Source organism: Corallococcus macrosporus DSM 14697 (assembly GCF_002305895.1).
In the GTDB taxonomy this organism is placed as follows: Bacteria; Myxococcota; Myxococcia; order Myxococcales; family Myxococcaceae; genus Myxococcus; species Myxococcus macrosporus.
The window spans coordinates 5137884-5151910 of sequence record NZ_CP022203.1; the positions used below are offsets into that span (position 1 = coordinate 5137884).

General features: G+C 70.8%; 11 protein-coding genes. 5 read left to right on the top strand and 6 right to left on the bottom strand.

The genetic code is table 11. The features are described from left to right. Positions 1–8 precede the first annotated feature (8 nt). Positions 9–563 carry a response regulator gene (locus MYMAC_RS20765; RefSeq protein WP_238539764.1) on the bottom strand — a complete coding sequence of 185 codons (555 nt, stop codon included), beginning with the start codon at positions 561–563 and terminating at the stop codon, positions 9–11. A 19-nt stretch (positions 564–582) separates the two neighbouring features. On the opposite strand from MYMAC_RS20765, the gene MYMAC_RS20770 reads away from it, so the two are divergent. After that, entirely contained in the window at positions 583–1914 is a 1332-nt protein-coding gene (locus MYMAC_RS20770; RefSeq protein WP_095959333.1) for a sensor histidine kinase, read from the top strand. Here MYMAC_RS20770 and MYMAC_RS20775 read toward each other — a convergent pair. Next, positions 1892–3208, bottom strand: coding sequence for a lipoprotein N-acyltransferase Lnb domain-containing protein (locus MYMAC_RS20775; protein WP_095959334.1), 1317 nt, complete (start codon positions 3206–3208; stop codon positions 1892–1894). The genes MYMAC_RS20770 and MYMAC_RS20775 overlap by 23 nt on opposite strands. A 159-nt stretch (positions 3209–3367) precedes the next feature. Here MYMAC_RS20775 and MYMAC_RS20780 point away from each other — a divergent pair, with 159 nt between their 5' ends. Next, a complete protein-coding gene (locus MYMAC_RS20780) occupies positions 3368–3889 on the top strand; it encodes a hypothetical protein (protein WP_013940810.1) in 522 nt (173 codons plus the stop codon). Between the two features lie 27 nt (positions 3890–3916). On the opposite strand, the gene MYMAC_RS20785 is transcribed toward MYMAC_RS20780, so the two are convergent. After that, a complete protein-coding gene (locus MYMAC_RS20785) occupies positions 3917–4672 on the bottom strand; it encodes an SDR family oxidoreductase (protein ID WP_095959335.1) in 756 nt (251 codons plus the stop codon). Between the two features lie 147 nt (positions 4673–4819). On the opposite strand from MYMAC_RS20785, the gene MYMAC_RS20790 reads away from it, so the two are divergent. From MYMAC_RS20790 to MYMAC_RS20800, 3 genes are all read left to right on the top strand, one after another. Then, complete coding sequence (locus MYMAC_RS20790; protein ID WP_095959336.1) at positions 4820–6034, top strand: metallophosphoesterase; 1215 nt, start codon at positions 4820–4822, stop codon at positions 6032–6034. Positions 6035–6182: 148 nt separating this feature from the next. Next, positions 6183–6971, top strand: a complete 789-nt coding sequence (locus tag MYMAC_RS20795; protein WP_095959337.1) for a tetratricopeptide repeat protein — start codon at positions 6183–6185, stop codon at positions 6969–6971. Positions 6972–7214: 243 nt separating this feature from the next. Next, positions 7215–7931 (top strand): head GIN domain-containing protein, encoded by a 717-nt coding sequence (locus tag MYMAC_RS20800; protein WP_239988923.1) that lies wholly within the window; start codon positions 7215–7217, stop codon positions 7929–7931. 28 nt (positions 7932–7959) lie between these two features. On the opposite strand, the gene MYMAC_RS20805 is transcribed toward MYMAC_RS20800, so the two are convergent. The 3 genes from MYMAC_RS20805 to MYMAC_RS20815 form a co-directional block, all read right to left on the bottom strand. Further along, on the bottom strand, positions 7960–8178 hold the full coding sequence (locus MYMAC_RS20805; protein ID WP_095959339.1) for a DUF3185 family protein: 219 nt from the start codon (positions 8176–8178) through the stop codon (positions 7960–7962). Between the two features lie 48 nt (positions 8179–8226). Then, entirely contained in the window at positions 8227–12486 is a 4260-nt protein-coding gene (gene rnr, locus MYMAC_RS20810; RefSeq protein WP_095959340.1) for a ribonuclease R, read from the bottom strand. A 108-nt stretch (positions 12487–12594) separates the two neighbouring features. Next, positions 12595–13986, bottom strand: a complete 1392-nt coding sequence (locus MYMAC_RS20815) for a protease inhibitor I42 family protein (protein WP_095959341.1) — start codon at positions 13984–13986, stop codon at positions 12595–12597. Between the last annotated feature and the right edge of the window lie 41 nt (positions 13987–14027).

Below are 14027 nucleotides of genomic sequence, written 5' to 3' on the forward strand. Positions count from 1 at the left end.
CGGGGCGTCTACTTCCGGCCGCCGAGGATGTGCTGGAGGAGCTGACGTGAGATGTGCAGCAGCTTCGCGGCCCCGCGGACGCTCCCAGCGGACTTCGCCAGGGCCTCGTCCACCAGCGTATCGCGGACGAGGCTCTCGAAGCCGTGCAACGGCACCCGCCCCGCGCTCGCTCGCAGCGCGGTGACCAGGTCGGGGGGGCGCGCCAGCGTCTCCAGCCACACGGCCTCCAGCCGCGCGAGGTCGAGCGGTTTGGGGAGGAAGGCGCGCACGCCTCCCTGCGCCAGTTGGAAGGCCTGCTCCGCCGTCGCTGACCCGCTGATGGCGATGACGTGTGGCAGCGGCTCCAACGCGCACAGCGGCGCCAGCAGCTCGGTGCTGTCCCCATCCGGAAGGCTGACATCCAGGATGACGGCGTCCGGCGCGTCCTGCTGAAGGACGTGACGCGCCGCAGCGAGCGTCGTCACGTGGGTGCACCGCTCGACGCGAGCGCGCAACGCGGCCTCAATCGCGCGCGCCAGACGCGTGGCGTCCTCGACCACCAGGAGATGTCGGACCTCCCCCACCCATGGCAATTTAACATGGATGCCTGAGAGTCCTCGACCGCTGGCGTTCGAGCAGATGGCGCAGCGCGTGCTGCTCAACGCCTCGAATGAGGGCGAGGCGCTGGTCAGCGGGGTCCGGATTGTCTTCTGCGGACTGATTCTGACCCGCTTCCTGGTGCTGGGCGGAGTCCACGCCGAGGGCGGAGCGGCGGCGGCATGGCTCCAGCTCCCCCTGTTGCTGGGCAGCATCGCCGTGTCAGCGGCAGCGAGGTGGGCGGCCCGGCGGCGGCGCTTCGGTGCGGGGCTGCTCGTGACGTCCACGGTGCTGGACGCCGTGGTCGCCCACGTGTCCCTCCTCTCCACCGTGCTCTGGCACGGCCCCCACTACACGGGCTTGCTGCGAATGCCAGACCCCGCGGCGGCCATCGCGGTGGCGTTCATCACCGCGCTCCGGCTGTCGCCCGCCGCCGCTTGGATTGGGACGGCGGCCAACCTCCTGTTGATGGCGGGTCTGACGTCGCTCGACCTCCACGTCAATGCCGGGAAGGCCACCTACGGGATGAAGGAGCTGATGCTCCTGTTCATCTTCATCGGCAGCGCGGGTGTCTTGGCTTCGGTGCTTTGTGGTATCGCGCGGCGGCTGGTGCTCGAAGCTGGCACCGCGAGCGCCCACATCGAGCGCGCGCGCACCAACCTGCGCGCGCTGCTGCGCGAGCACCACGACGTGCGCACGCTGCTGTCCGCGGCGCGGCTGCGCGCCGACCTCCTCCACCGCGACCCGCTGGACGCCAGTGCGCCAGGCCATGCGAGCGCCCTGGTCCAGGACCTCGGGGACTTGAGCGGCTTCATCGAAAGCGTGAAGACCCGGGCGCTGGGCGAGCTGACCCTGATTGAAGATGCGACGGCGGTGAACATGGGCGCCACGCTGCGCCAGGCGGTGGAGGTCGTCCAGGTGAGGTTTCCCCAGGTCCGGTTCGAGTTGGGAGGCGCGGCGCTGACGCGTGCCTCCGCCAACGACCTCAGCGTCCGGATTGTCGGCGGAGCGCGCGGGCTCACCCACGTGGTCACCAACCTGTGCGTGAACGCCTGTGAGGGCGATGGCCAGCAAGGCGCGCGCACGGTTCGCATCCGTGTGGAGCCAGAGCCCGCGCGGCACCGCGTCCTGCTCAGCGTGCGTGACGACGGACCCGGCTTCCGGCCGGGGCTGTTGGAGGGACACCGGCCCCGGGGCGGTACGACCAAGGCCGAGGGGACCGGGCTGGGCATGCTCCTGGTGAGCGGCCTCGTCGAGGCGAGCGGCGGCGCTCTACACGCCTGGAACCCGCCTGAGGGAGGCGCGCAGGTCGAAGTCACTCTGCCCACCAGCGCATAGGTCCGCGGGCGCCTCCCTTCAAGCCGGGAGCGGGCCCCACCGCGAAGGGCGGCACGGACGGCCGGCGCAACCGCCAGGCGTGAGCGAGTCCCAGCCCGAGGTTCGCCACCAGAAACAAGGCCATGGGCCCGCGGTTGTCCTGATCGAACGCGGGCAAGAGCTTGAGCGCCACCGCCAGCACCGAGCCCGCGACGAGCAGCCAGACACATCGGCGCGCCCAGCGCTCCGCGCGCTCGCCGCCAAACATCATGAGGACGCCCAACGGAAGCAGCCCGAAGGCGAGCGGATTGGCCAGCAGCAAGTTCTCGTTGCGCTGCATGACGTCGAGTCTGGAGAACACCATCAGGCCACACAGCGCCATGCCGGCCGCGCCGAGCGTGAGCCCGAACACAGCGTGATAGAGGCCGAAGAGGATCCGGAACGCCGGCCGCGTGCCACGCCCGCGCAGGAACGCGAGGAGGACGGCGAGAACCGCGCCTCCAGCGCCAGGCCCCCAGGTGACGCCCCCTGCCCCGCCAGCGCCGGGAGGAACGGACACGGAGGGGGACGGGGGCGAGGCCCCCTCGCGCGCCACCAGCAGGGTGCGCCCGCCGAAGCCATCCACGACGGACACGCCCTCGAGCAACCTCGCGAGCTCCCGAGGCAGGAAGGCCTCCTCCCACTGGGTCGCGGGCGCGTCCACGTCGTCATTCAGCCATAACATCAGGAGCCACTCAGCCACCGGATGCGAATGAACATAGGGTTGGAGCAGCGCTCGCTGGGTGCCTCGCGCCGGCGCAGTCAACGCCTGCCGGAGCGCGCCCCCCAAGGCCTCATCAAGGACATCCCGCACCCGCGTCGCGCAGTTGTCCCTGAGCGGGTGATAGGCATACTCCCTTGATGCGGGCAGGACGTCATGCTCCAGCCGCGCCAGGAGCCGCTGGCGCTGCGCAACCGTGAGCGCGAGCTCCTGCACGCCAATGGACCGCGCCAGCGCGCGGTACAACAGGAAGGTCCGCTCCACGGACAGGCGCGCCGCCCAGAATGTCGGCCGCCCCAGGAGGAAGGGAACCGGCCCGCCATTCCCGATGGACGTGGTGCCATAGCTGTAGAGGAACCCCGTGCCCAGGCGCGTGTCCTCGACCCACAGCGCGCTGTGCCCGAAGCGCTGGTGCAGGTCCGCGCCGGGGCCAATGGTCACCAGCCGGACGCGCAGGGCCTCGGGATGACCGCCATAGCCCTCGGGTGGGGGCGCGGCCAACGCCGCCGCGGGGAACAGGGCCACGACCAGGATGAGCACCGCGTGTCTCGCCATCCCGGAGCAATGCCTCACGCCAGCGGAGTCAGGGCAGTGCAAGAAGATTGGCAGTGTTCACGCGAAGCGCGTCAAGGCAGGGTGCCTGTCGGCTCGCGGGCCTCGCGCACCGAGCCAATGACACACACCCGACTCCAAACCCGCAGGGAGCCGTCCCATATGAACACGACCCGCACCCCCAACACGTATTCCAGGCGCTTCGTCGCCGCCCTCTCGGCCACCCTGGCCCTGGCCATGCTCGTCATGACCCCGGGCCAGGCACACGCCGTGGATGGTGATCGGCTGGTGACGCATCTGCGTATCCGCATCATCACGGGCAGCGACGATCTCCGGCAGGCGAGCAACGCCTTCGCCGAGTTCAGCTACACGGCGCTCGATGGACGCTACGTTTCCGTCAGCCAGAACATGAACTACGGCGCGAACTGGCCCAACGGTTCGACGCGCACCGTGGAGATGGAGCTGCCCGCGAACGTCCTCTACAAGAACATGAACGAGTTCGCGATCCGGTTTCAATCCGGCCAATCCAACCCGTTCGAGACCGGTGATAACTGGAACCTGAATGACATCCGGGTCAGCGTCGTCCTCGACGACGGCACCGAGACCGTCGTCGTGCAGGACTCGGGCAACCCCTACCACCGATTCAAGAGCGACGTGAACACCCGGCGCGCCTGGGCGCTCTGAGGTCACCGCGGGAGCGCCTGGCCGGCGTCAGGTCCCTCCCCGCTCGAAGGCGCCCACGTCCCGGTAGTACCGCTCCACCTGCGCCTGGGTCGACTCCTGGGTATAGACCTCCGGGCGCGGGTGCTCGATGACGTCGAGGAGGACCTCCGCGGCATCCTCGACGCGCTGAGCGCCCGGCAACGCGCGTGAGTCCGGCCCGCCGCCCAGGGCGTTGTCTCCGAAAGGCGTGGCGACCACGCCGGGCATCACCACCGTCACGGTGATGCCCGGGTGCGTCTCACGCAGCTCCTGCCGCAGGCACGCGCTGAGCGCGTTGAGCGCGTGCTTCGCTGCGCTGTACGCCGACCGGTGCGGCACGATGGGCAGCCGTCCGAGGGTGCTGGAGACGTTCACCACCTGCCCCGCGTCTCGCGCCTGGAAGTGCGGCAGCACCGCCTGCATGCCGTAGAGCGCGCTGTTCACGTTGTCGCGCCACATGGCCTCCAGGTCCGCGTCGGTGAGCTCCGCCACGGAGCGGGTGATGCCCCGGCCCGCGTTGTTCACCCAGACGTCGATGCGGCCGAAGCGAGCGAGCGCCGCGTCGCGGAGCCGCTCCATGTCCGCGCGCCGCGTCGCGTCCGTGACCACCGCGAGCGCGTCGGGCCCGCACCGCGCGGCCACCGCTTCGAGCTCCGCCTTCCGGCGCGCGGCCAGCACCAGCCGGGCCCCCTTCTCGGCCGCCTGCCACGCCAGCTCCGCGCCGATGCCACTGCTCGCCCCGGTGATGACGATGACCTTGTCCATGTCCGCGCTCCTCCCTGAGTGACACTGCCACGCGCGCCTCTATCAGGGGCTCCGCCCCCTCGCGAGCGCGTCCGCCAGCCGCCGCCCCTGCCCCACGCGCGATGGCCGGCCCGTGTTACCTTGCGGCTTCTTCCCCACCCTGCCCCCATGCCGCTGCGACTCTTCTCCTTTTCGATGCTCATCGGGCTCGGCGCGCTGCTGGGCCACCTGTACCTGTACCGCCGGCTCGTGCGGCCGCTGGTGCAGGGCCGCTGGCCCCGCCTGATGGCCCTGGGCGTGCTCGTCGCGATGACGGGCGTCCTGGGGTTCCGGCGCACCGTGCTGGACCTGCTCCCCGAGAGCGCCGAGGGCCTGCTCAACATGGCGATGTACACGTGGATGGGCGTGGCGCTCTGCCTCGTCATCGCCCTGCTCGTGACGGACGTGGGCCGGGGGCTCGCGGCCCTGGCGCGCCGGCTGCGGCCCGCCGCCCGGCCCGAGGCCCCCCTGCCCGCCCCGGCGGCATCCGCCAGCAGCCCCAACGTGGACGAGGAGCGGCGACGCTTCCTGGGCCAGGCCGTGGCGGGCGGCGCCTTCGTCGCGGGCGGCGGGCTGGCCTCCTACGGGAGCTGGCGTGCCTTCTCCCCGCCGCTCGTCACCGAGGTGGCGGTCAAGGTGCCCAAGCTGCCCAGGGCGCTGGACGGGCTCAGCATCGTGCAGCTCACCGACATCCACGTGGGCCACTTCATCCAGCGCAAGTACATGGACGCGCTGGTCCAACAGGCCAACGCGCTGCGCCCCGACCTGTTCGCCATCACCGGCGACCTGGTGGACGGCGACGTGGCCTCGCTCGGCGGACATGTCTCCGCGCTGGCCGCGTTGAAGTCCCGCTACGGCAGTTACTTCGTCACCGGCAACCACGACTACTACTCCGGCGACGAGGCGTGGACCGCGTTCCTGGAGTCGCTGGGCATCGAGGTGCTGCGCAACCGGCACGTGCGCATCGGCGACGCGGGGGCCTCCCTGGACCTGGTGGGCGTGGACGACTGGAGCGGCGGCCGGCGGCGCAACAAGCAGGGCTACGACCTGGACCAGGCGCTCGCGGGGAGGGACCCGGACCGCGCCGCGGTGCTGCTGGCCCACCAGCCGGCGAACTTCAAGGTGGCGGCCGAGCGCGGCGTGGACCTCCAGATTTCAGGGCACACCCACGGCGGCCAGCTCGCGCCCATGACGTTCCTCATCAGCCTGGCCTGGGAGCACTCCGCCGGGCTGTACGGCCACGGTGACTCCAGCATCTACGTCAGCCGAGGCTGCGGCTTCTGGGGCCCGCCCATGCGCGTGGGCAGCCCTCCTGAAATCGTGAAGCTCGTGCTGACGGCATGACGCACCCGGACGTCCGGTGTGCGCCCCGCCCGTCTCCCAGGAGGCAGGCGTGCGGGCGACAGGCCCGGGCGGCCCGAGTTCAGGTATGCTCCGCGCCGAATCAGGACCCGTGAGGGCGGGTCCTCCAAGAATCTCGAAAGGCACAGATATGAAGCGCCTGGGAAAAGTCGGTCTGGTGGTCGGCGCGCTCGCGCTGGGTGGCATGGCCGTGGGTTGCAAGGCTGAGGACGACACCGCGAAGAAGCACCGCATCGCCGGCTCCAACCACCTGAGCAAGAAGGAGTACAAGGAGGCCGCCGCGGCCTATGCCCTGTCGCTCCAGGCGGACCCCAAGCAGGAGAAGGTCTGGGAGAAGAAGGCCTTCGCCCACATGCAGCTCGGGCAGATGAACGAGGCCGCCGAAGCCGTCCTGAAGATGGGCGAGATGAAGACGGAGCCCGCGGAGAAGGCGGAGCTCTACCGGACGCTGGCCAGCATGTACATGACGGGCGGCACCACCGAGGAGGCCGAGAAGTACTTCAACGAGGCCCTCAAGCTGGAGCCGAAGGACGAGGCGTCGCTGGGGTGGATCGCGGAGATCTACGCGCAGCGCGGCGGCGCCCGCTCCATGGGTGCGCCCATCATCAAGGAGTCCCTGGAGAAGTCGCTCAGCTATTACGACCAGGTCATCGCCATCAACCCGAACTCCGCCAACACGTACCTCAACAAGCGCGTGGTGATGGGCCGGCTGATGGAGTTCGAGCGGCAGCAGAAGGAGATGGCGCTGTCCGAGGCCACGGAGAACGCGAAGGACAAGGCCATCGTCGCCGAGGCGACCGCCCGCGCCGAGGAGCACCAGAAGCGCATGGACGAGTACCAGGTGCAGTTCGCGGAGATGACGAAGAAGTTCGGTGAGGCACAGAAGGCCGCGAAGGCGCAGGCGGCCGAGGCGAAGTAATCACCGTCAGCCTGCTGAACAGGACGCAGGGGCCTGGGACCGCGAGCCGGTTCCGGGCCCTTCGTCTTTCAGCCACGCCGCGCTGCTGAACGCGTGGGCACGAAGCGGCGACGAAGCCCCCCACCGCGCTCACCAGGTGCCGGTGACAGACTTCCGCCTTCCGGGTGTTCCCTTCGTCGCGACGTCGAGGACGTCCGGAACCCAGGGAGTGAAGAGATGCACATCGCGAAGTCAGGAGGATGGGTGGGAACCGCGCTGCTCGCGGTGGCCCTTGCGGCGTGCTCCACCGGCCCCTTCGTGGACGGCAATGGTCAGAGGACGGAGAGCGAGCGGGACACGCCCGCCTTCGAAGAGGTGCACGTAGGGGATGGCGTCGAGGCCACCGTCGTGGTGGAGCCTGACCAGCCCGCCCGCGTCATCGTCGAAGGTGACAGCAACCTCGTGGAGTTGCTGCGGACCGAGGTCAAGCCTGGAGCGAGGCTCCGGGTCTACTTCCGCGAGGAGGACGTCGGCCATTGGGAGTCCGTCCATCCCCTTCGCGTCCGCATCACCGTGCCGACGTTGAAGTCGTTTCGGCGCTCGGGTGGGGGCGCCAGTGACTTGAGCGGGCGCATCGACGTCCCGGCCTTCCTGCTCACCGCGAGCGGTGGTGGCACCATCCGGGCGCGGGGGTTCGTGACGGAGCGCCTGACGCTGGAGACCAGTGGTGGCACGGAGACCACGCTGGAAGGTCAGGCCACCCGCCTGGACAGCGAGATGTCCGGGGGTGGCCGGCTCTTCGCCACGGGCCTCCAGACGCGCGACGCACGGCTGGAATCCAGTGGAGGCGGCACCTCCGAGGTGCAGGTCTCCGATACGCTCCGCGTCGAAGCCTCGGGCGGCGCGGACATCCGCATCATCGGCGCGCCCACCGTCGTCGACCGGGACCTCTCCGGTGGGTCGCGGCTCCACTTCGACTAGCGCGAGCGCGCCAGCCTGGGCGCCTGGCTCAGCGGCGCCGTCGGCCTCCGCCCGCAAGCATCATCAGGAGCCCGCCCGCCAGCGCGGCACCGCCTCCCGCGAGATACAGCGTGGTGCGGTCCGTGTTCCGGCCGGTGAACAACTCCGTGGCCCGCTCCGCGAGCGAGTCACGGGCCTTCAGCCCCGACCAGAGCAACACGGCGCCCGCGATGGCGAGCATGACACCCAGCAGCCGGACGAAGCTCACGTTGCCTCCTGAAGACGCGGCCCTCCAGCAAGGCGGGCCGCGTCGGTCTCAGCGCTTCTTGCTCCCGGAAGGCCCCTGCTTCTTCGCGGCGCCCGACGCCTTCGCCTGCTTCGCGGCGCCCGACGCCTTCGCCTGCTTCGCGGCGCCCGACGCCTTCGCCTGCTTCGCGGGCACCTTCACCTGGGCCTTCGGCACAGCAGCCTTCTTCGTGGGCACCTTCACCGGGGCCTTCGGCGCGGCGGCCTCCTTCGAGGACACCTTTACTTGGGCCTCCGGCGCAGCAGCCTTCTTCGTGGGCACCTTCACCGGGGCCTTCGGCGCGGCGGCCTCCTTCGAGGACACCTTTACCTGGGCCTCCGGCGCAGCAGCCTTCTTCGCGGGCGCACCTACCGTCGCCTTCGACGTAACGGCCTTCTTCGCGGGCACATTTACCGTCGCCCTCGACGCAGTGGCCTGCTTCGCGGGAACCTGCACCTGGGCCTCCGGCGCAGCAGCCTTCTTCGCGGGCGCACTTACCGTCGCCTTCGACGTAACGGCCTTCTTCGCGGGCACATTTGCCGTCGCCCTCGACGCAATGGCCTGCTTCGCAGACACCTTTACCTGGGCCTCCGGCGCAGCAGCCTTCTTCGCGGGCGCACTTACCGTCGCCTTCGACGTAACGGCCTTCTTCCCGGGCGTACTTACCGCCGCCGTTCCCGCAGCCTTCTTCGCGGGAACCTGCACCTGGGCCTTCCGCGCAGCCTTCTTCCCGGGCGTACTTACCGCCGCCGTTCCCGCAGCCTTCTTCGCGGGCGTACTTACCGCCGCCGTTCCAGCAGCCTTCTTCGCGGGCGCACTTACCGCCGCCTTCACTCCAGCGGCCTTCTTCGCGGGCGCACTTACCGCCGCCTTCGCTCCAGCAGCCGTGGCGGCCTGCGTGGGAGCCGCATTCTTGTCCTTGGCATTCCTGCTGGCACCCTCCCCGACCTCCTGTCGAGGCGGAGTTCGCTCGGCCTTCAGCGCCGCCGACTTCACCTCGGCAGCCTGCCCCTTCTGAGCCGGAGCCTCATTCGCTGGCTCGGCGGCCTTGGGCCTGTCGACGCGGGTGGGCGCGGACGAAACGGGCCCCTCCGCCACTGGCGTGGGAGCCGCTGGCTCGGCCTTGACGTGGGCGGGCGCGAGCACGCGCGCGGGTGCTTCAACGCGTGCCTCGGGCTGAGGACGCGGCGGTTCCATCGAGAAGGCCTGCTCGTCCTCAGGCGGAGGGCGTGGAGGCTCCATCGAGAAGGCCTTGCCGTCCTCGGACGGGGGCCTGGGCTTGGGCGCGGGGTACCGAGGCCCGGGTCCGCCCTGTGGCTTCTGCTTCGCGTGCGGCCGGCCAGGTCCCGCGCCGCGGGTATCGGCCCCACCGTGCCGCTGAGCGGCCAGCGCGCGAATCCGGTCGAAGCCGGGGTGTGGAGACCGGGCCCCCTCCTCGCCCGTGGGCACCTCCCACGGAGCGGGCGCGGACGGCGCTTCAGGCGGCCGTGGTGCGGCTGTCTCGGCGACGGGCGCCGCGACGGGCGGCTCCGGGCGGATGAACGTCCTGCGCTTGGACCACGCCGGTGACTCGGTCGGCTGCGTGCCCTGTCCCTCGGGAGCCCTGGGTGGGAAGCGCGGCTCATTCCGGTGAGGCGCGGCCTCCTCGCGACGACCATCGCGAGAGAACCGCCCACGCGGACGTCCCGCGTCCATCTCCTCACGAGTCCCTTGAGAAGGCCCCCGGCCCGCGGCTTCGCGTTCCCGGCGCCCCGGGCGCTGCTCGCGCTGTTCCCGCCGTCCGCCCCGCTCGCGATGAGAAGGCGCCTCGGCCATCCACGCCTGACGCCGGTGCGGCTGCGCACCCGCCGTCCCGGCGCGACTCAGTGGCGCCTCGCCCTCGAACTGGAGCGCTTCGAAGTCGATCTTCTTCGCCGTCACGTTCACGGACGTCAGCCGCACGCGCAGCTTCTGCCCCACCCGCACGCGGCGGCCATTCGCGTACACCAGGGAGTGCGTCAGCTTGTCCAGCTTCGCGCCGGGCCCCAGCGTCTCCGCCTTCACCAGGCCTTCGACGTGCTCCTCGTCCAGCTCGACGAAGAAGCCGAAGTCGGTGATGGCCGCCACCGTGGCGGCGAACTCCTCGCCCACGCGGTCCTTCATCATCAGGCACGCGTAGAAGGACACCACCTCCCGCTCCACCTGCATCGCCGCGCGCTCGCGCTCGGAGCACTGCGCGGCCATGTCCTCGAGCTGGTCCTCCTCGCGCTCCAGCATCGACGGTGAAGGCTTGCGGCCCCGCCGGGCCCAGTGCGCCTTGAGCAGCCGGTGCACCAACAGGTCCGGGTAGCGCCGGATGGGCGACGTGAAGTGCAGGTAGTGCTCGGCGGCCAGGCCGTAGTGGCCCACGCGCGACGACGTGTAGATGGCCTGCATCATGGAGCGCAGCAGGAGCTGGTTCAGGGCTCGCTGCTCCGGGTGCCCCTGGAGCTGGCTGATGAAGGCATCCAGCTCCTTCGACGCCACGCCGTCCTCGACGCGCATCTTGAAGCCATAGGCCTCCGCCAGCGCCGCGAAGGTGGCCAGCTTCTCCGGGTCCGGTTCGCCGTGGAACCGGTACACCGTGGGCAGGCCCTCGTCCTGGAAGAACATGGCCACCGCCTCGTTGGCGGCGAGCATGCACTCCTCGATGAGCCGGTGGCTGTCCTTGCGCTCGCGCTTGTCCATGCGCTCGGGCAGGCCGTCCTCGCCCAGGACCACCTTGTGCTCGGGCAGGTCGAAGTCGATGGCGCCCCGCTCCTTGCGCATCTTCATCAGCGCGCGGGCCAGCGCCATCAGCCGCTCGAAGTGGGGCTTGAGCGCGTTGCGGTGCGGCACGTCCTTGCCGTCGAGGACGTCCTGCACCTCGTTGTACGTGCACCGCGCCGCGCTGCGCATCACCGCCGGGTACAAGTCATGGGATTGGCGGTGGCCGCGGCGGTCGTACGTCATGTCCGCCACCATGCACAGCCGGTCCTCGTCCGGGCGCAGGGAGCAGATGCCGTTGCTCAGCCGCTCCGGAAGCATGGGCAGCACCCGGTCCGGCAGGTACACGGACGTGGCCCGGCGCAGCGCCTCCGTGTTGAGCGCGCTGCCCTCCCACACGTAGTGCGACACGTCCGCGATGGCCACCACCAGCCGCCACCCGTCCGGCCGGTCCTCCACGTAGACGGCGTCGTCGAAGTCGCGGGCGTCCTCACCGTCGATGGTGATGAGCGGCATCGCGCGAAGGTCGCGCCGCTGCTCGCCGCGGGCCTCCTCGTCCGACACCCGCACCGCGTAGCGGTCCGCCTCGCTCATGACCTCCGGCGGGAACTCGTCGGAGAAGCCCTGCGAGTAGGCGACGCCCAGCACCTCCGCGCCCGGCGTTCCAGGCTTGCCCAGGGAGCCGGCCACCTCGCCGTGCAGGCCCCGGTCCGGATCCAACATCTGGGCGCCGATGCCCAGTTGGACCTTCACCAGGTCACCCTCGCGCGCCATCTGCGTCAGCGGCACGCGGATGGGGCCCGGCAGGCTGGAGTCCGTGGGGTACACCACCGCGTAGCGGCCCTTCACCACGTAGGTGCCCACCGCCAGCTCGCGGCGGCGCTGCACCACGCGGACGAGCCGGCCCTCCAGGCGAGGAGGCCTCCCGGAGACGGCCACCACCACCCGGTCATTGTCGAGCGCGCGCTGCGCCTCGTGCGGCGGCAGGAAGACGTTGTCCCCCTCCCCCGACGACGGGTGCACGAAACCGAAGCCGTCACGGTGGACGTGGAGGATGCCTTCCAGCAGGTCCTGTCCCTCGGCCTCGCTGAAGCGCCCGCGGCGGCCGGGCCGCTCCGCCCGCTCCCGCCGGAAGCCACCTCCCTGCTTCGGGGCCCCCCGGCGCTCACGCCCTGGGCCGCGCTCCTGCCAGCCCGAGCCCTTGCCGCGCGCGTCCCCTTCCTGCCGGCGGGCCGCATAGCCCCCGGGCCCCACGCGGGGAGGCGTGTGCCGCGCGCCTCGGCCGGAGGCGCCGTCGCGGAAGCCACCAGCGGTCCGCTGACGCCACGCCTCAGGAGCACCCGGCTCCCGGGCGCGCGCGTCGGCCTCGCGCCGCGAGGGCTGCCGGGGCACGAAGCGCTTGCCTTCCTTGAGGATGTCGCCCTGGCGGACGAGCTCGCGCAGGGTGCGCTTGAGCTCTGTCTGCTGTCCAGGGTGCAGGCCCGCGAGCCGGAGAAGCTCTTTGATGCCCAGCGGGTGGTCTGCTTCTGCGAGGAGCTGCTTGAGGAGATCTGGAGAAAGGCTCACGGTGGGGTCGCGGCTCGGCCGCTACGGGAACGGGTAAGCCCGAAGCGGCCGGACGGGAACCCCCCGGCGACCGGCCGCCCCCCCGGAACCTGCTCCGGGCGGCGACCCTCAGGGCTTGACCGTGACGTTGATCTTGAAGGTGCGGTCCACCAGGCCGGGCGACAGCGCCTTGGCCAGGAAGAACTCCACCTCGAAAGTGCCCGGGTTGCGCGGGGTGAAGAAGAACTCGCGCGTGCCGGGACCGTCCTCGGGCGCGGGCTCGAAGTTGGCCTCGCGCAGGCCCACGCGCTTGGCCACCGTGGGCTCGATGGCCCACGTGAAGCCGGGCTGCTCGGGCAGGCGCACGGTGAGGCCGTGGTTGAGGCGCACGTCCACTGACGTGGGGACCTCCCCCTCGATGTGCACCAGCTCCATCTCGTCGCGCGACACGGCGCGCGCCTCGGACGGACGCGGCTCCACGTTCTCCGCCGCGATGCGGCCACCCCAGCCGGACGTCTTGTCGACGACGCCCTGCACCTGGAGCGTGTGGCCCACGTGCTTGCGCAGGGGCTTGCCCGCGGCCTTGCCCTCGATGATGAAGGACACCTGCTGGCGCGTGCCGCCGTTGGACACGACGAGCACGAACTCCTCGCCCGTCATCTCCAGGTTGCCACGCACCCCCGCGAAGCCCTTGATGCCCGCGCCCATGCCGGCCGCCGTCACCATGGAGACCTCACCGGGCGACAGGTAGCGCAGCCGCTCCTCCGTCTCCGCCGGGGCGGCCTCCACCGCCTCGGCGTCCGGCTTCTTCGCCGAGTACTTGCGCACGTCCACCACGCCGCCGTGGTTGGTCGTCTTGCGGATGAGGCCGCTGACGGAGACCTTGTGGTCCACGTAGGCCGGGAGGACCTCCTGATCCGGGCCCTGCAAGAGGAAGGTCAGCTCGCGCTTGTCGCGGCCCACGACCACCAGGTGCGGCAGGTCGTTGGTGACGACCAGGCGGCCCTTGAGGCTCCCCTCGCCCGTGACGCCGCGGCCTTCACCGGCCGTCAGGAGCTGCTCCATCTCACGCTTGGTGAGGGGATCACCCGGAGGCGGGAGCTTGGTGGCGCGGGGACGGGGCCGTTCCACCGGCGGAGCGACGGGGACCGCGCTCGCCTTCGCCGTCTTGGCGCCCGCGGCGGCCTTCGCGGCGGGAGGCGCCTTCGAGGGAGGGGCCTTCGCCGGAGGCGCCTTGGGGGCCTTCGCGGCGGGGGCGGCCTTGGCGGCCGAGGCCGTCTTCCCAGCGGGGGCGGCCTTCTTCGCGGTGGCCTTCTCCTGCGCGGCCTTCTTCACCGCGCCCTTGGCCCCCTTCGTGACGTCCGATGCCGCCTTCGCCAATTTCGTCGCCGCCTTCGCCACCCGTTTGGAGGCGTTCTTGATCAGGTCCAGCCGGGCAGCGGAGTCCTTCTTCGCAGCGGGCTTTGCGCCAGCCTTGCCAGCGGGAGTCGTCTTCTTGGCCCCGGACTTGGGCTTGGCCATCGACGCAGTCTCCTTGAGAGTTCCCGTGTCCTTTCAACGGG